Source organism: Saccharobesus litoralis, from assembly GCF_003063625.1.
Taxonomy (GTDB): domain Bacteria; phylum Pseudomonadota; class Gammaproteobacteria; order Enterobacterales; family Alteromonadaceae; genus Saccharobesus; species Saccharobesus litoralis.
In genome coordinates, this window is the sequence record NZ_CP026604.1 from 2,363,972 (window position 1) to 2,380,848 (window position 16,877).

Here is a 16,877-nt window from a genome sequence, read left to right on the forward strand (position 1 = left end):
ATCAGTTATGACAACAATAGAAAGAATCGAAACTAAACCTCGTATGAGTCGCATCGTTAAACACAATGGTACAATTTACCTTTGTGGACAAGTATGTGCAGATGCCACAAAAGGCATTACAGAACAAACACAAACCATGTTAGATAAAGTTGAAACTTTATTAAAGCAAGCCGGTAGCGATAAAAAGCACATGTTATCAGCGACTATTTACCTAAAAGACATGCAATATTTTGCAGAAATGAACGCTGTTTGGGACGCTTGGGTACCTGAAGGTTACGCTCCAGCAAGAGCCTGTGTAACAGCCAATATGGCGCGTGAAGCATTGTTGGTTGAAATATCAGTTGTCGCAGCTGAGATTAATGCCTAAACCGTATTTGTAAAAATATAATTAGCGGCTGGTTTTTCATTATTTGCCGGACTAGCTGCTATATTAAGGGATATTACTTCGATTAACTCATCAACCGAGCTAATAAAATAATATTGGCTTAAGTTACTATTAAGATAAATATAAATGTCTTGATAATATAACTGCGCACATTTATCCAGCTTATCTGCATACCCACAACTAATATAAATTTCTTTGTTATTAACCAAACACAGTTTAAAAAGATCGCGCTGACCATGCGCTTTCACCAACATAAATCGAGCTTGCTTAATAATGGCTTGAATGATTTGCCGATTAATCATATCGCTTTCCATTTTTAGCATAATGATTAGATTTAATTATTAAGTTTAGATTAGACCGGTTGCTTAACAATCAGTAATAACTTCAAAGGCAGTAGAAAATAGCATATTCAAGTTTGCGACATTGCCCATATCAATTTAAGACTTTTCTGAACACCTGTGCAGTTATTGGATATTTGTTGATATTCATCATAAATAAACCCAAGTCAGTTTTTATTTGATAAACGTTATTTGGCTACTTAGAATGCGTTCAACATTAAATAGCTCCAGAAACGGATTTATTATCTAGAGTTGAGGTTAAATAGGATTTGTTTATGTCCGAACTTAAACGCTTAAATAAATATATCAGTGAAACGGGCTTTTGTTCACGTCGCGATGCCGACAGACTAATTGAACAAGGGCAAGTAAAAGTGAATGGCCTACAGCCTGAAATGGGTGTTAAAGTCAGTGACAACGACAAAATAGAAATTAACGGGCAACCATTAAAAACTAAACCCAAACCTGTCTATTTAGCCTATAACAAACCGGTTGGCATAACGAGCACCACAGATTCCAGCGACCCAACCAATATTGTTAAAGCTATTGGTTATCACGAACGTATTTTTCCTATTGGTCGTTTGGATAAACCATCTCAGGGACTGATTTTATTAACCAATCAAGGCGATATCGTTAATAAAATACTGCGTGCTGGCAATAACCACGAAAAAGAATACAAAGTCACCGTTAATAAACCCATTACCGATGAATTTATTTATAAAATGGCGAACGGATTGCCGATTTTAGATACGATAACCAAACGTTGTAAAGTGACTAAGATCAGCGCTCGAACATTTACAATAGTATTAACTCAAGGCTTAAACCGCCAAATTCGCCGCATGTGCGAATACTTAGATTACGACGTGACTCGCTTACAAAGACTTAGAATAATGAACATAGAGACTGGTGATTTAAAACCTGGTGAATGGCGTCATCTAACAGAGCAAGAAATCAAAAAAATAGAATCCGCAATAAAAAGTTCTTCAAACAATCAAATTCACTCACTCGACAGTCACAAAAAAGGCAAACGTCAAACTAAGCATGAATCTGTTAGCCGTGCAGCCAAAAAACGAGCTCAACAAAAAGCTCGTTTTCGTAATAATCAAAACTAAAGCTAACATCACAAAATAAGACTCGCTTAAAAGTGAGTCATATTCCCTTCATAAACTTTCTCAATTTTTCTACTAAACTAAAAGAGTTTAAATACGCATTTTTCGATCTAGATCTCTATCCTGTTTTACCAGTTTAGGCCTAGAGTTGAATCGCGTATTGTAGAAAATTTAGTGTATACGTAGACGCAAACATAAAAACTAAAATCTTAACCAGATAGAGTCAAAACGATCAAACTTTGGGACAGGTTTCTAGTTCCAGACGAAACCTAAGTACTTACATCCATGTAAGCACCAAAATTAGGGGCTTGTAAGCCAAGTCGAGTGAAAGCGCTGACAATAAACCTAAAACCTGAGCGAAAAGACTATAACAGTTTCAATTGATAACAAATATAAGGACTTAACAATGAGCCAAAGCAATTTACAGCAAATCGTTTCTATCATTTCTACATTACGTCAAACCCTAAATATGGAAACTGCGATTGTTTCGAAAATAGAATTAAAAGCTGGACGCTATACAATCCAAGCTGTCGAATCAGTGATGAATGTATTTAAACCTAATGATGAATTTGCCCTACAAGATACTTATTGTGCTGCTGTTATGGATTGTGAAGACACCATTACTTATACCAATGTAGGTAAAATAGAAAAAATGCAGCTTCATCCCGTTTATACATTACTGCAACTAGAAAGTTATATTGGTACACCTATTAAAAAAGATGGTCAGGCATACGGTACATTAAATTTTTCTAGTACAGATATTCGTCAGCAGCCATTCAGCGAAATAGAGCTTAATCAAGTAAAAATAGCGGCTAATCAAATCGCTGAATTACTTGATTAAATGAAATATAGTCAAAGCGATCAGGTTTTAGGGGCAGGTTTCTAGTTCCAGACGAAACCTAAGTACTTACATCCATGTAAGCAAAGCCGTCAAGCTTCGAATCCCCATGAGCATATGCTCTATTATGTGATTGGGGTGAGTAAGCGCTGACAATGAACCATAAGGCCTGAGCGAGAAGACTATAGCATGTCTTTTTTATATTAATACGGGCTGATCTAGCACTAAGCTCGTATTAATTATTAATCCTGACTATTTTAGATTATTCAAACTTATTCATTATAGATCACTAACTGATCTAACCTTGATCGTCCCTTGATCAAAACAAATTCACTACCTGATCACAATTTATCCACAAATATGATGCTTTGATCATAACTGTGTGGATAAGATCGCGAATAACACTTGATCAAACTCTGATCAATTCAAGGATAATTTTACGAGTATTTAAGACCTGTGTATAAATGACGATCTATTCCTCAGCTTGATCAAAGTTTGATCAAAGATTGATCACTAGTTATTAAGTTTGTAGATAATTGATCTGTATAATGTTTTTTAGCTTTTCCACAGGATCAGCCGATCCTAATAAAAATAAAAACAAGATCTTTATATAAAGATCTTTATATATATTTATGCGATCAGAATTGATCAAAAATCTTTATACTGATCACCTCTAAACTAATTAAGATATTATTAAATAAACCTTATTTTTTTAGTTTTCATGATCAATAATTGGACATTGATTCAAGAAAAACGATCAAAGTTTGATCAGGAAAAAACCATAAAAATGATGGTTCACTAAAATTAAATTGCGATCTAAGCCAGATCCTGATTCCATTTCATTAACTTTGTCTATAAAATAGCCGCCCTTTTTTCTTCAGCTAGGTGTGTGGAGATCTATGTCAGTATTTGAACAACATTTTGATGTGATTGTCGTTGGTGGCGGTCATGCTGGAACAGAAGCAGCAATGGCAGCTGCGCGTATGAAACAAAGTACATTGTTGCTTACTCATAATGTTGAAACATTAGGTCAAATGTCATGCAATCCGGCAATAGGTGGCATAGGTAAAGGCCATCTAGTGAAAGAAATTGATGCGCTCGGCGGATTAATGGCTAAAGCCACCGACAAAGGCGGTATTCAATTTAGAACCTTAAATATTAGTAAAGGACCAGCCGTTCGCGCCACGCGTGCGCAAGCTGATAGATTGTTATACAAAGCCGCCGTACGAGAAGCACTAGAAAATCAAGAAAACTTATTGATCTTTCAACAAGCGGTTGACGATTTAATTGTTGAAAACGACACAGTAACCGGTGTTGTAACCCAAATGGGTTTAAAGTTTAAAGCTAAATCTGTTGTGCTAACAGTGGGTACTTTTTTAGGTGGCCAAATCCATATTGGCTTAGAAAACTATCGTGGTGGTCGAGCGGGTGATCCACCATCAATAGCATTAGCCAATCGCTTACGTGAACTACCATTTCGCGTTGGTCGTTTAAAAACGGGTACCCCGCCGCGTATTGATGCTCGCAGTGTTGATTTCTCTGTTATGCAAGAGCAACCCGGTGATAATCCGACTCCTGTGTTTTCGTTTATGGGTAAACGTAGCGATCATCCACAGCAAATACCTTGTTATATTACGCATACCAATGAAACCACCCATGACATTATTCGTGGCGGCTTAGATCGCTCACCTATGTATTCTGGTGTTATCGAGGGTATTGGTCCACGTTATTGCCCGTCGATTGAAGATAAAATTATGCGATTTGCCGATAAAAATTCGCATCAAATTTTTATTGAACCCGAAGGTCTAACCACGCACGAGTTATATCCTAATGGTATTTCTACCAGTTTACCGTTTGATGTTCAGCTAAACCTAGTTCGCTCAATTAGTGGTATGGAAAACGCCCATATTACTCGTCCGGGTTATGCGATTGAATATGATTTCTTTGATCCGCGTGATTTAAAACAAACGCTAGAAACAAAATTTATTAATAACCTGTTTTTTGCTGGCCAAATTAACGGCACCACAGGTTATGAAGAAGCAGGTGCTCAAGGTTTGTTAGCCGGTACCAATGCAGCGCTCAGAGCGCAAGAAAAAGACGATTTTATTATCCGTCGTGATCAAGGTTATTTAGGCGTACTAGTCGATGATTTAATCACTATGGGCACTAAAGAACCTTATCGAATGTTTACTAGCCGAGCTGAATATCGATTACTACTGCGTGAAGATAATGCAGATATTCGATTAACAGAAGCAGGACGTCATTTAGGATTAGTTGGTGATGAACAATGGCAAGTTTTTAACGAAAAATTAGAAGCCATTGAACAAGAACGCCAGCGTTTGAAAACGACATGGGTACACAAAGAACATGAGTGTTTATCACAACTCAACCCTATGTTGAAAAACCCGATTAGTCGTGAAGCCTCATTGGAAGATCTTATTCGTCGTCCAGAAGTGACATACGATAAGTTAATGACAATTGAAGGTTTAGGCCCGAAAATTGATAATGAGCAAGCGGCTGAACAAGTTGAAATTCAAATTAAATACGCTGGTTATATAGCACGCCAACAGGATGAGATTGAAAAACAACTTCGCAATGAAAATACCATTTTACCTAGCGAATTTGATTATGCAGGCGTAAAAGGTTTATCGAATGAAGTGATCGCTAAACTTAATGATCATAAACCGCAAACCATTGGCCAAGCGTCACGTATTTCAGGTGTTACCCCTGCTGCTATTTCATTACTCTTGATTAGTTTGAAAAAACAAGGTTTGTTAAAACGTAGCGCTTAAAAGCTAACAGAGTTGAATTCCCATCTAAATAGAGATTGCGTATAATCAAGGCAATCTCTTCTTAACGATTTAGCAAATAACTGTTTGATCGTTTAAATACATTTCTAATTATTCAGGCAAAAATAGCATGTCATTGCGAGAAAACTTTGAACAACTCGTTGCACAAACATCGATTGATGTTTCAGACAAGCAAACAGAACAATTAATAAGATTAGTAGAGCTATTAGACAAATGGAATAAAGCTTACAATCTAACCTCAGTACGTAATCCGCACGATATGCTTGTAAGGCATATCTTGGATTCAATTATTCTGGTAGAACATTTGCCGCAGCAGGCAAATTTAATCGATGTGGGTACAGGCCCTGGTTTACCTGGCTTACCACTGGCTATTATGTTGCCAAATTGCCAATTTACATTGCTAGATAGTCTTGGTAAACGCATTAGATTTATTCGACAAGTCGCTTATGAGTTAGGCCTTACTAACGTGACAGCTGTTCAATCTCGTGTTGAAGAGCATCAACCCGAACAGCTTTATGATGGTGTATTAAGTCGGGCGTTTGCATCACTTGCAGATATGCTCAGTTGGTGTCAACATCTAGTACCTAAAAGTGGAAATTTCTATGCGATGAAAGGTCTGTATCCTGATACAGAAATCGCTAATATGTCAGCTAATTTTAAATTACAGGATGCCAAGCGTTTAAACGTACCAAAACTAGATGAAGAAAGACATTTATTGCATGTAGTTAAGTTGGTGTAGCAGCAAAACGTTTGCGAAAAGAGGACAGTATTGTGGGTAAAGTCATAGCAATAGCAAATCAGAAAGGTGGTGTTGGTAAAACCACAACAGCAGTCAATTTGGCAGCGTCTATGGCGGCTACCAAACGTAAAGTTTTACTGATAGACCTTGATCCACAAGGTAATGCAACTATGGGCAGTGGCGTTGATAAATATGAAGTTCCCGCCACCGCTTATGAATTACTAGTTGAAGAGCAAACTGTAGACTCTGTGGCCGTTAAAGAAACATCCGGTGGTTATCATATAATTGCCGCCAATTCAGATGTGACGGCAGCCGAGATAAAGTTAATGGAAGTTTTTGCTCGTGAAACGCGGCTACGAAAATCGTTAGAAACAGCCCGTAATCAATATGATTTTATTTTTATCGACTGCCCGCCTTCACTCAATATGCTAACGGTTAATGCGATGGCCGCCGCCGATTCCGTGTTAGTACCAATGCAATGCGAATACTATGCGTTAGAAGGTTTAACAGCTTTGATGGACACGATTCAAAAACTGGCCTCTGTCGTTAATCCAGACCTTGCTATTGAAGGGATATTACGTACGATGTACGACCCGCGTAATCGATTGGCTAACGATGTATCAGAACAATTAAAATCCCATTTTGGTGATAAAGTTTATCGTACAGTTATTCCAAGAAATGTGCGTCTTGCTGAAGCGCCAAGTTTTGGCGCACCTGCTATGTACTATGATAAGTCGTCTACTGGGGCAAAGGCGTATTTGGCTTTAGCGGGTGAAATGATCCGCAAAGGTGAAAAAAGCGACCCATCTAAAAATAAACAAGTAGCTTAAAAATAAGAATAACTGGAAATAACTCATGTCTGCAAAAAAACGAGGATTAGGCCGAGGGCTCGACGCATTATTAACCAATAGTGGTGCTTTTGCTCAGCCTCAAGAAGAACAACAAGCTACAGAGCAATCAGATGATGTTCGTGGTGAGTTGCGTAAATTACCTATTGAACAGTTACAGCCAGGTAAGTATCAACCTCGTAAAGACATGTCACCTGAAGCGCTTGAAGAATTATCCAGTTCTATTCGATCTCAGGGAATTATTCAGCCTATTGTTGTTCGTCAAGTGGCTGACAACACATATGAAATTATAGCGGGTGAACGTCGTTGGCGTGCTGCACAATTAGCCGAATTAAGCGTTGTACCCTGTTTAGTCAAAGATGTACCAGATGAAGCCGCTGTTGCGATAGCTCTTATTGAGAATATTCAGCGTGAAGATCTCAATGCTATGGAAGAAGCTATTGCGTTACATAGGTTGATGACCGAATTTGAATTAACCCATCAGCAAACAGCTGACGCAGTCGGTAAATCTCGAACGACAGTCACTAATTTATTACGGTTAAATAATTTAAATACCGATGTAAAAACTTTACTTGAGCATGGCGATATTGAGATGGGGCATGCCCGAGCACTACTAGGGCTTGAAGGTGACTTGCAGTCAACAACCGCAAGAACGGTTGTTGCTAAAGGGTTGACGGTACGCGATACCGAAAAATTAGTGAATAAAGTTCAACAACCAGAAGAAGCTAAACCAGAAAAAAGTGTTGATCCGGATTTAGTCGCATTACAAAACAAACTATCGGAATCTGTCGGTTCAAAGGTAACTATTAATTACAATGCGAAAGGTAAGGGTAAGCTAGTTATCGATTTTAGTAATCTGGATGTATTAGACGGAATCATCGGTAAAATTAGCAATTAATTATTAAGTTTTATAACTTGAAACTATTTTGTAAACAAAACCCGCGATATTCGCGGGTTTTGTTTATGTTATTAACATTAATGTTGACTATAGATGTTGTGTATAGGCTATATCACTATGAGCTAGCGTAATGCGCTACATATTGTTGCAAAACTACGGGAAATCGGTATCATCTCGCCAGTTTTCTACCCTTAAAGTTTGTAAGTTCAGCGCGGGATAAATGTTCGTGGTCAATCGGTTGAATAAGCCATTATTACTTTCTGCGATGAAATTGATTGGACTTCAAGCAGGGTTTGTCGTTATAGCCTCTTTAATTGTTTTGATTTTGTGGGGAGATCAGGCAGGTAAGTCGGCCCTTTATGGCGGAATAATCGCTACCTTGCCAAATGCTGTATTTGCTCTATATTCTTTTCGTTTTGCGGGAGCTCGTCAAATACAGCAAGTATATGCATCGCTAAAAAGAGGCGTTGCATTTAAGTATTTATTAAGCATTTTGCTATTCGCATTAGTATTTAAAACAACAGCGGTTGTTTTGTTACCATTTTTCATCGTCTATCTAATCGCGATTTCAGCAAACTGGTTTGCACCGATTTTTTTTAATTAACTTTTAGGATGAAACATGGCTGAAGAAGTAACGCTTGGCAGTCATATTCAGCACCACTTAACTAACGCAAAAATGTGTTCGACTGATGCCGGTCTCGCATTTAATAAAGCGTGTGTCGATAGTGGTTTCTGGACATGGCACATAGATACGCTTGCATGGTCAATCGGATTAGGATTGGTGTTTTTACTGATCTTCCGCAGTGCAGCTAACAAAGCATCTACAGGTGTACCCGGTAAATTTCAATGCTTTATTGAGATGATCGTTGAATTTGTAGGTAATAACGTTCGAGATACTTATCAAGGACGTAGTGCATTAATTGCACCGTTAGCATTAACAATTTTCGTTTGGGTTTTCTTAATGAACCTAATGGATTTGATACCTGTCGATTTCCTACCTGCCTTAGCTGGTTTTGTTGGTGAAAGCGCATTTGGTGTTGATTCGCATGATGTTTACATGAAAATTGTACCAACAACAGACATTAATATGACAGCGGCATTAGCTTTAGGCGTGTTCTTGTTAATGATTGGTTATTCGATCAAAATCAAAGGTATTAAAGGCTTTATTGCTGAGTTAACCCTTCACCCGTTCAGTACCAAAAATAAAATTGGTATGTTGTTCTTAATTCCATGTAATTTACTCCTTGAAACAATCGCATTAGTTGCTAAACCTTTCTCACTAGCGCTACGTTTGTTCGGTAACTTATATGCGGGTGAATTGATATTTATATTAATCGGTGCCATTGGCTTAATGCAGTTGCCATTGCACTTTATATGGGCGGTATTCCATATCTTAGTCATCGTATTGCAAGCATTCGTATTTATGATGCTGACAATCGTTTACTTGAGTATGGCTAGCTCTGATAATCACTAATTTTTACACTTTACTATTAACTTTAATTTTTTAACTTTAAACAACTCTTTGGAGAATAAAATGGAACTAATGTTAGGTCTTAAGTTTATTGCTGTGGCTTTATTAATCGGTTTTGGTGCTATCGGTACTGCTATCGGCTTCGGTAACATGGGTGGTAAATTCCTAGAAGCTTGTGCTCGTCAACCAGAACTAGCCCCTTCACTTCAAGTAAAAATGTTCATTCTTGCTGGTCTTATCGATGCTGTAGCAATGATCGGTGTTGGTATTGCAATGGTATTGTTGTTCGTACTTTAATTGCGTCTCTTTTGAACAGCTTACTAGTTAAGGAGGAGCGGTCGTGAATTTAACTGCCACTCTAATAGGCGAATTAATTGCATTTACCGTTTTTGTGTTGTTCTGCATGAAATATGTATGGCCACCACTTAACGGCGCAATTGAAGCTCGTCAAAAGAAAATAGCTGATGGTTTAGAAGCCGCAGAGCATGCTGAAAAAGACTTAGAATTAGCTCAAAAACGAGCTACTGAGCAACTTAAAGATGCAAAAGCTCAAGCTGCACAAATCATCGAACAAGCTAAGAATCGTGAAAATCAAATGATTGACGAAGCTGCTGATAAAGCACGTGCCGAAGCTGAGAAAATCTTGGCTGCCGGTCATGCTGAAATTGAAGCTGAGCGCAATCGTGCGAAAGAAGAATTACGTAAGCAAGTTGCTGTGTTAGCAGTAGCTGGTGCTGAAAAAATTCTTGAGCGCTCTATCGATTCGTCAGCTCACGCAGATATTCTTGATAAGCTTGTTGAAGAATTGTAAGGGGTAAAAAGATGTCTGAACTGACAACTATTGCCCGTCCATATGCCACAGCAGCATTTGAATTTGCTGTTGAAGCTAAAGCGATTGATGCCATGCAAGCACAATTGGTGTTTGCGGCGGAAGTTAGCAAAAACGATACAGTTCAAGCTTTACTAACGGGTTCAACTAATGCTGATACATTAGCTGATATCTTCATCAAAGTATGTGATGAACAGTTAGATAAAAATGGCCAAAACCTGATTAAGGTGATGGCAGAGAACAAGCGTTTATTTGCGCTTCCTGAAGTTGTGAAATTATTTGCTGAATTAAAAGCAGAGTATGAGAAAACTGTCGAAGTTGACGTATTCTCTGCTACTGAATTATCAGCAGAGCAACAGGAAAAATTGGTCGCTTCTTTAGAAAAGCGTTTGGCGAAAAAAGTTAAGCTGAACTGTCAAATTGATACCAACCTTATTGGTGGCTTGCGAGTTAAAGCAGGTGATATTGTTATCGATTCGACGGTTCGCGGAAAATTGGATCGACTTGCAACTAGTTTGCAGTCGTAGGGGATTAAGAGCATGCAATTGAACTCAACCGAAATTGCAGAATTGATCAAGAAAAGAATTGAGCAATTCGACGTTGTTAGTGAAGCTCGTAACGAAGGTACTATCGTTTCAGTAACTGATGGTATCATTCGCATCCACGGTCTTGCAGATGTAATGCAAGGTGAGATGATTGAGCTTCCTGGCAGCCGTTATGCAATCGCATTAAACCTTGAGCGTGACTCAGTAGGTGCGGTTGTTATGGGTCCATACGCGGATCTACAAGAAGGCACAAAAGTTAAAGGTACAGGTCGTATCTTACAGGTACCAGTTGGTCGTGGTTTATTAGGCCGTGTGGTTAACACTTTAGGTGAGCCAATCGATGGTAAAGGTCCTGTAGAAAACGATGGTTTTGAACCTGTAGAAAAAATTGCACCAGGTGTTATCGATCGTCAATCAGTTGATGAGCCAGTGCAAACCGGTTATAAAGCAATTGACTCTATGGTTCCAATCGGACGTGGTCAGCGTGAGCTTATTATCGGTGACCGTCAGGTAGGTAAAACAGCATTAGCTATCGATGCTATCATCGCGCAAAAAGACACTGGCATTAAGAGTGTTTATGTTGCGATTGGTCAAAAAGCATCAACTATATCTAACGTTGTACGTAAATTAGAAGAGCATGGCGCTTTAGCTAATACTATCGTCGTTGTTGCTTCTGCTTCTGAATCTGCGGCACTTCAGTACTTATCAGCTTACTCTGGTTGTACTATGGGTGAATACTTCCGTGACCGCGGTGAAGATGCACTAATCGTATACGATGACCTTTCTAAGCAAGCTGTTGCTTACCGTCAGGTTTCATTATTACTTCGTCGTCCACCTGGACGTGAAGCTTATCCTGGTGATGTTTTCTATCTTCATTCACGTCTACTAGAGCGTGCTGCTCGTGTAAATGCTGACTATGTTGAAAACTACACTAAAGGTGCTGTTAAAGGTCAAACCGGTTCATTAACTGCCTTGCCAATCATCGAGACGCAAGCAGGTGACGTATCAGCGTTTGTTCCTACCAACGTTATTTCAATCACTGATGGTCAGATCTTCTTAGAATCATCAATGTTTAACGCGGGTATCCGCCCTGCAATCAACGCTGGTATCTCGGTATCGCGTGTTGGTGGTGCAGCACAAACTAAAGTAATCAAGAAACTAGGTGGTGGTATCCGTCTAGCACTTGCTCAGTATCGTGAATTAGCGGCTTTCGCTCAGTTCGCTTCTGACCTTGATGATGCTACTCGTGCACAGTTAGAGCACGGTGAGCGTGTAACTGAGTTAATGAAGCAGAAACAATATGCTCCATTATCAGTTGGCGAAATGGCATTTTCTTTATTTGCAGCAGATAAAGGCTATTTAGGCGATATCGAAGTTTCTAAAGTATTAGACTTTGAAGCCGCCCTTCACTCATACGCGCATTCTGAATACGCAGAACTAATTAACAAGCTAGATACTACTGGCGCATTCGATAAAGAAATCGAAGCATCATTAGCGGAAGCGATTGATAAGTTCAAATCTACTCAAACTTGGTAAGAGTAGACGATTAATTAACTAATCGGAGTGATTGATTATGGCTGGCGCTAAAGAGATAAAAGGTAAAATTGCGAGTGTTAAAAACACTCAAAAGATTACTAGCGCTATGGAAATGGTTGCCGCGAGTAAAATGCGTAAAGCGCAAGAACGCATGGCAGGCTCACGTCCATACGCTGAAAATATGCGCAAGGTGATTGGTCATATCGCGCAAGGTACATTGGATTATAAACATCCGTACATGGAAGAGCGCGAAGTTAAGCGAGTTGGTTATATTGTTGTATCAAGTGATCGTGGTTTATGTGGTGGCTTAAACATTAATTTGTTTAAGTCAGTGATTAAATCAGTGAAATCTTGGAAAGAACAAGGCGTAGACGTTGATTTCGGTGCAGTGGGCTCTAAAGCCACTGCATTCTTCAATAGCTACGGCGGCAATATTGTTGCACAAGCTGATGGCTTGGGTGATGCTCCAGCAGTAACTGACTTGCTAGGTTCTGTCAAAGTGATGTTAGATGCATACGATAAAGGCGAAATTGATCGCTTGTATGTGGTTTACAACAAGTTTGTAAATACCATGACTCAAGAACCTGTGACTGATCAACTGCTTCCTTTGCCAAAAGCAGAGGATGAAGAACTGAATCATAAATGGGGCTACATTTACGAACCTGATCCAGAGTCAATTTTGGAACAGTTATTAACACGTTATGTAGAGTCTCAAGTTTATCAGGCAGTAGTAGAAAACGTAGCTTGTGAAATGGCTGCGCGAATGGTTGCGATGAAAGCTGCAACCGACAACGCTGGCAACCTGATTGACGAATTGCAATTAGTCTATAACAAAGCGCGTCAAGCAGCGATTACCCAAGAGTTGGGTGAGATTGTTGCTGGTGCTGCCGCTGTTTAGACAAGACAAGGTTAGAGGATCGATATCATGAGTACAGGTAAAGTTGTACAAGTTATCGGCGCGGTTGTAGACGTAGAGTTCGCACAAGATGCAGTTCCACAAGTTTATGACGCGTTAAAAGTTGAAGAAGGCGATCTTGCTGGTTTGACGATTGAAGTTCAGCAGCAATTAGGCGGCGGCGTTGTTCGCGGTATCGCTATGGGTTCTTCTGATGGTCTACGTCGTGGCCTAGAAGTTAAGAACTCAAATGAGCCAGTAATGGTTCCAGTTGGTACAGCTACTCTTGGCCGTATCATGGACGTACTGGGTAACCCAATTGATGAAGCGGGTCCAATCGGTGAAGAAGAGCGTTGGTCTATCCACCGTGAAGCACCTTCATACGAAGAGCAAGCCGCTTCTAACGATCTATTAGAGACTGGTATTAAGGTTATCGACCTTGTATGTCCATTCGCTAAAGGTGGTAAAGTTGGTCTATTCGGTGGTGCCGGTGTTGGTAAAACCGTAAACATGATGGAATTAATCCGTAACATCGCGATTGAGCACAGTGGTTTCTCTGTATTCGCGGGTGTTGGTGAGCGTACTCGTGAGGGTAACGATTTCTATCACGAAATGAATGAATCTAACGTACTTGATAAAGTATCGTTAGTATACGGTCAGATGAACGAGCCACCAGGTAACCGTTTACGTGTTGCTTTAACGGGCTTAACAATGGCAGAAAAATTCCGTGACGAAGGTCGTGACGTATTATTCTTCGTTGATAACATCTACCGTTATACACTAGCCGGTACAGAGGTATCAGCACTTCTAGGTCGTATGCCATCAGCAGTAGGTTATCAGCCTACACTTGCTGAAGAAATGGGTGTACTTCAAGAGCGTATTACATCAACTAAGACGGGTTCAATCACGTCAATCCAAGCGGTATACGTACCTGCGGATGACTTAACTGACCCATCTCCAGCGACTACGTTCTCTCACTTAGATGCAACTGTTGTATTATCTCGTGATATTGCTGCATTAGGTATTTACCCAGCAATCGACCCATTAGATTCAACATCTCGTCAGCTTGACCCATTAGTTATTGGTCAAGAGCACTATGATGTTGCTCGTGGTGTACAAACTGTATTACAACGTTACAAAGAATTAAAAGATATTATCGCCATCTTAGGTATGGACGAATTATCTGAAGAAGATAAGCAAACTGTTGCACGTGCTCGTAAGATCCAACGTTTCTTATCTCAGCCATTCTTCGTAGCTGAAGTATTTAACAGCGTACCTGGTCGTTATGTATCGTTGAAAGACACAATTTCAGGCTTTAAAGCAATTTTAGCTGGTGACTACGATGACCTTCCAGAACAAGCGTTCTACATGGTTGGTTCAATCGAAGAAGCGGTTGAAAAAGCGAAAGACATGTAATTTGGATAGGAGGTAGCTATGGCAGCTATGACCGTGCACCTTGACGTCGTCAGTGCTGAAAAAAAGATGTTTTCAGGACTGGTCGAATCTATCCAGGTTACGGGTATCGAAGGTGAATTAGGTATTATGCCTGGTCACGCACCTTTAATTACTCCATTAAAACCTGGCCACATCAGACTGGTTAAACAGTTTGGTGAGGAAGAAGTTATTTACTTATCTGGCGGCATTTTAGAAGTTCAACCACATAATGTAACTGTGTTAGCAGATACTGCATTACGTGGTGACGACATTGATGAAGCAGCAGCTGAAGCAGCTAAAAAAGCGGCTGAAGAAGCAATTGCTAATCCAAGTGCTGACTTTGATTATGCTGAAGCGGCTAAAGAATTAGCCCAAGCAATCGCGCAATTAAAAGTCATTACAGATATGCGCAACAAAGTAAAATAACAAAAAAACACGTTAAAACAAAAAGGCCGGTTTACCGGCCTTTTTAATTTCTGCTTTATCGTCATTTCGTCATGTAACACATGTATAAAACCTAACCTAGTTCCTATACAATTTAGTTTATTATTGTCTATCACTTCGCTATTCGAAGTCTGCCTAAAAATTTAAATATTAAGTACACGGATATGAGTCAAAACCTTTCAGCAGTCATTCTTGCCGCCGGTAAAGGCACACGAATGAAATCGAACCTTCCTAAAGTTCTGCATAAAATCGGTCATAAACCTATGGTGAAGCATGTTATTGATGCTGCGCAATCATTGGGGTGTCAAAACCTTCAACTAATATACGGCCATGGTGGCGATAAATTGCAAGCGGCGTTAGCTAATGAAGCTGTTAATTGGGTTGAACAAGCAGAACAGTTGGGTACAGGCCATGCTGTACAACAGGTAACCCCATTTTTAAATGACAACGAAGTCGCTTTAATTTTGTATGGCGATGTACCTTTAATCAAGTCTGAAACACTTAAGCAACTGGTAGAAGTGACACCAAACGATGGTATTGGTTTGCTGACTGTGTGTTTAGATAATCCATTTGGCTATGGTCGTATCGTGCGCGATGCTGACAATAAAGTGACAGCTATTGTTGAACAAAAAGACGCCTCAGCAGAACAGCTTGCTATTCAAGAAGTTAATACAGGCATAATGGCTGTACCGGCTAAGCAACTCAAAGCTTGGTTGGCCAACTTAAATAATGACAATGCTCAAGGTGAGTATTACTTAACTGACATTATTGGTATGGCGGCAAGCGAAGGAAAAACTATTGCAACCGTGATAGCTCAAGACCCTAACGAAGTTGAAGGGGTCAATAATCGCATGCAACAAGCCACTTTAGAGCGAGTTTATCAACTTGAACAGGCAAATGCTTTAATGGTTGAAGGGGTTACATTGCGTGATCCATCGCGCTTAGATGTGCGCGGTACGGTTAACGTAGGTAAAGATGTTGTACTTGATGTTAATGTGATTTTAGAAGGTCATGTTGAACTGGCAGACAACGTTATTATTGAAAGTAACTGTGTTCTTCGTAATGTAAAAGTCGGAGCGGGTACGGTTATACATGCCAATAGTCATTTAGAAGATGTTGAATTGGGTGAGCAAAACGACATTGGGCCTTACGCTCGCCTTAGACCCGGTACTAAATTGGCTGATAAATGTAAGGTTGGCAACTTTGTCGAGATTAAAAAATCTACCTTAGGTGTAGGAAGTAAAGCTAACCATCTTACTTATTTAGGTGATGCCACTGTTGGTGACAATACCAATATTGGCGCAGGCACTATTACCTGTAATTATGATGGCGTTAATAAATCACAAACTATTATTGGTAACAATGCATTTATTGGCTCTAATACTGCACTAGTTGCTCCAGTTGAAGTGGGTGACGACGCGACGGTGGGAGCTGGGGCGGTTATTACTAATCGTGTTGCTGAAAGTGAATTAGCAGTAGCCCGAGCAAAACAACGCAATATTAAAGGTTGGCAGCGCCCTACTAAGAAAAGTTAGTTTTTAGTGTTAAGTTTGTCAGCCTAGTTTTTTAGGGTCTGTTTATCTTTCAGGGATGAGCTCAGGAATGACCAAAAAGTCATCAATCAAGGCGCGAGGATTGTGGTTTAGTCGCTCTAAATAAATGACGAGCTACGCAGAGTGAGGGCTTTTTGGCCTTTCCCCGAAGGGCTGTGGCCATTTGAACCTCTAGCTGCGTTATCAGTCGTTCGAATAGAGCAACTAT

At 39.7% G+C, this 16,877-nt stretch carries 18 protein-coding genes; 17 read left to right on the top strand and 1 reads right to left on the bottom strand.

Annotation, left to right across the window (positions count from 1 at the left end; all coding sequences use genetic code 11):
• Positions 1-7: 7 nt before the first annotated feature.
• Positions 8-367 (top strand): RidA family protein, encoded by a 360-nt coding sequence (locus tag C2869_RS08185; RefSeq protein ID WP_108605008.1) that lies wholly within the window; start codon positions 8-10, stop codon positions 365-367.
• Here C2869_RS08185 and C2869_RS08190 read toward each other — a convergent pair.
• Positions 364-687 (bottom strand): hypothetical protein, encoded by a 324-nt coding sequence (locus C2869_RS08190; RefSeq protein ID WP_159084098.1) that lies wholly within the window; start codon positions 685-687, stop codon positions 364-366. The genes C2869_RS08185 and C2869_RS08190 overlap by 4 nt on opposite strands.
• Positions 688-998: 311 nt before the next feature.
• On the opposite strand from C2869_RS08190, the gene rluF reads away from it, so the two are divergent.
• From rluF to glmU, 16 genes are all read left to right on the top strand, one after another.
• Positions 999-1,832, top strand: coding sequence for a 23S rRNA pseudouridine(2604) synthase RluF (gene rluF, locus C2869_RS08195; protein ID WP_108602472.1), 834 nt, complete (start codon positions 999-1,001; stop codon positions 1,830-1,832).
• A 403-nt stretch (positions 1,833-2,235) separates the two neighbouring features.
• Complete coding sequence (locus C2869_RS08200; RefSeq protein ID WP_108602473.1) at positions 2,236-2,670, top strand: GAF domain-containing protein; 435 nt, start codon at positions 2,236-2,238, stop codon at positions 2,668-2,670.
• 896 nt (positions 2,671-3,566) lie between these two features.
• The gene (gene mnmG, locus C2869_RS08205; protein ID WP_108602474.1) at positions 3,567-5,459 is read left to right on the top strand and encodes a tRNA uridine-5-carboxymethylaminomethyl(34) synthesis enzyme MnmG; all 1,893 of its coding nucleotides are present in this window, start codon (positions 3,567-3,569) and stop codon (positions 5,457-5,459) included.
• A 133-nt stretch (positions 5,460-5,592) separates the two neighbouring features.
• On the top strand, positions 5,593-6,216 hold the full coding sequence (rsmG, locus tag C2869_RS08210; protein ID WP_199915671.1) for a 16S rRNA (guanine(527)-N(7))-methyltransferase RsmG: 624 nt from the start codon (positions 5,593-5,595) through the stop codon (positions 6,214-6,216).
• 32 nt (positions 6,217-6,248) lie between these two features.
• Positions 6,249-7,046: a ParA family protein gene (locus tag C2869_RS08215; protein ID WP_108602476.1), complete on the top strand. Its 798-nt coding sequence runs from the start codon at positions 6,249-6,251 to the stop codon at positions 7,044-7,046.
• A gap of 25 nt (positions 7,047-7,071) precedes the next feature.
• Positions 7,072-7,962, top strand: a complete 891-nt coding sequence (locus C2869_RS08220; protein ID WP_108602477.1) for a ParB/RepB/Spo0J family partition protein — start codon at positions 7,072-7,074, stop codon at positions 7,960-7,962.
• 238 nt (positions 7,963-8,200) lie between these two features.
• Entirely contained in the window at positions 8,201-8,566 is a 366-nt protein-coding gene (locus C2869_RS08225; RefSeq protein WP_329604297.1) for an ATP synthase subunit I, read from the top strand.
• 15 nt (positions 8,567-8,581) lie between these two features.
• Positions 8,582-9,436 (top strand): F0F1 ATP synthase subunit A, encoded by an 855-nt coding sequence (gene atpB, locus C2869_RS08230; protein WP_108602478.1) that lies wholly within the window; start codon positions 8,582-8,584, stop codon positions 9,434-9,436.
• 60 nt (positions 9,437-9,496) lie between these two features.
• Entirely contained in the window at positions 9,497-9,730 is a 234-nt protein-coding gene (gene atpE, locus C2869_RS08235) for a F0F1 ATP synthase subunit C (RefSeq protein ID WP_108602479.1), read from the top strand.
• A gap of 43 nt (positions 9,731-9,773) precedes the next feature.
• Positions 9,774-10,244, top strand: coding sequence for a F0F1 ATP synthase subunit B (atpF, locus tag C2869_RS08240; protein WP_108602480.1), 471 nt, complete (start codon positions 9,774-9,776; stop codon positions 10,242-10,244).
• Between the two features lie 11 nt (positions 10,245-10,255).
• Positions 10,256-10,789, top strand: a complete 534-nt coding sequence (gene atpH / locus C2869_RS08245) for a F0F1 ATP synthase subunit delta (RefSeq protein WP_108602481.1) — start codon at positions 10,256-10,258, stop codon at positions 10,787-10,789.
• A 12-nt stretch (positions 10,790-10,801) separates the two neighbouring features.
• Positions 10,802-12,343 (top strand): F0F1 ATP synthase subunit alpha, encoded by a 1,542-nt coding sequence (gene atpA / locus C2869_RS08250; RefSeq protein ID WP_108602482.1) that lies wholly within the window; start codon positions 10,802-10,804, stop codon positions 12,341-12,343.
• A gap of 37 nt (positions 12,344-12,380) precedes the next feature.
• Positions 12,381-13,241 carry a F0F1 ATP synthase subunit gamma gene (gene atpG, locus C2869_RS08255; RefSeq protein WP_108602483.1) on the top strand — a complete coding sequence of 287 codons (861 nt, stop codon included), beginning with the start codon at positions 12,381-12,383 and terminating at the stop codon, positions 13,239-13,241.
• Positions 13,242-13,268: 27 nt separating this feature from the next.
• Positions 13,269-14,654, top strand: a complete 1,386-nt coding sequence (gene atpD, locus C2869_RS08260; protein WP_108602484.1) for a F0F1 ATP synthase subunit beta — start codon at positions 13,269-13,271, stop codon at positions 14,652-14,654.
• An 18-nt stretch (positions 14,655-14,672) separates the two neighbouring features.
• On the top strand, positions 14,673-15,098 hold the full coding sequence (locus tag C2869_RS08265; RefSeq protein WP_108602485.1) for a F0F1 ATP synthase subunit epsilon: 426 nt from the start codon (positions 14,673-14,675) through the stop codon (positions 15,096-15,098).
• A gap of 182 nt (positions 15,099-15,280) precedes the next feature.
• A complete protein-coding gene (gene glmU / locus C2869_RS08270) occupies positions 15,281-16,651 on the top strand; it encodes a bifunctional UDP-N-acetylglucosamine diphosphorylase/glucosamine-1-phosphate N-acetyltransferase GlmU (protein ID WP_108602486.1) in 1,371 nt (456 codons plus the stop codon).
• The last annotated feature ends 226 nt before the right edge of the window (positions 16,652-16,877 follow it).

Bases quoted from the DNA above. Each gene is read 5' to 3' on its own strand.
- rluF (WP_108602472.1), top strand. From the start codon at position 999: ATGTCCGAACTTAAACGCTTAAATAAATATATCAGTGAAACGGGCTTT.
- atpA (WP_108602482.1), top strand. From the start codon at position 10,802: ATGCAATTGAACTCAACCGAAATTGCAGAATTGATCAAGAAAAGAATT.
- C2869_RS08190 (WP_159084098.1), bottom strand. From the start codon at position 687: ATGATTAATCGGCAAATCATTCAAGCCATTATTAAGCAAGCTCGATTT.
- C2869_RS08220 (WP_108602477.1), top strand. From the start codon at position 7,072: ATGTCTGCAAAAAAACGAGGATTAGGCCGAGGGCTCGACGCATTATTA.
- C2869_RS08265 (WP_108602485.1), top strand. From the start codon at position 14,673: ATGGCAGCTATGACCGTGCACCTTGACGTCGTCAGTGCTGAAAAAAAG.
- mnmG (WP_108602474.1), top strand. From the start codon at position 3,567: ATGTCAGTATTTGAACAACATTTTGATGTGATTGTCGTTGGTGGCGGT.
- glmU (WP_108602486.1), top strand. From the start codon at position 15,281: ATGAGTCAAAACCTTTCAGCAGTCATTCTTGCCGCCGGTAAAGGCACA.
- C2869_RS08200 (WP_108602473.1), top strand. From the start codon at position 2,236: ATGAGCCAAAGCAATTTACAGCAAATCGTTTCTATCATTTCTACATTA.
- atpD (WP_108602484.1), top strand. From the start codon at position 13,269: ATGAGTACAGGTAAAGTTGTACAAGTTATCGGCGCGGTTGTAGACGTA.
- atpB (WP_108602478.1), top strand. From the start codon at position 8,582: ATGGCTGAAGAAGTAACGCTTGGCAGTCATATTCAGCACCACTTAACT.
- atpH (WP_108602481.1), top strand. From the start codon at position 10,256: ATGTCTGAACTGACAACTATTGCCCGTCCATATGCCACAGCAGCATTT.
- atpG (WP_108602483.1), top strand. From the start codon at position 12,381: ATGGCTGGCGCTAAAGAGATAAAAGGTAAAATTGCGAGTGTTAAAAAC.
- atpE (WP_108602479.1), top strand. From the start codon at position 9,497: ATGGAACTAATGTTAGGTCTTAAGTTTATTGCTGTGGCTTTATTAATC.
- C2869_RS08185 (WP_108605008.1), top strand. From the start codon at position 8: ATGACAACAATAGAAAGAATCGAAACTAAACCTCGTATGAGTCGCATC.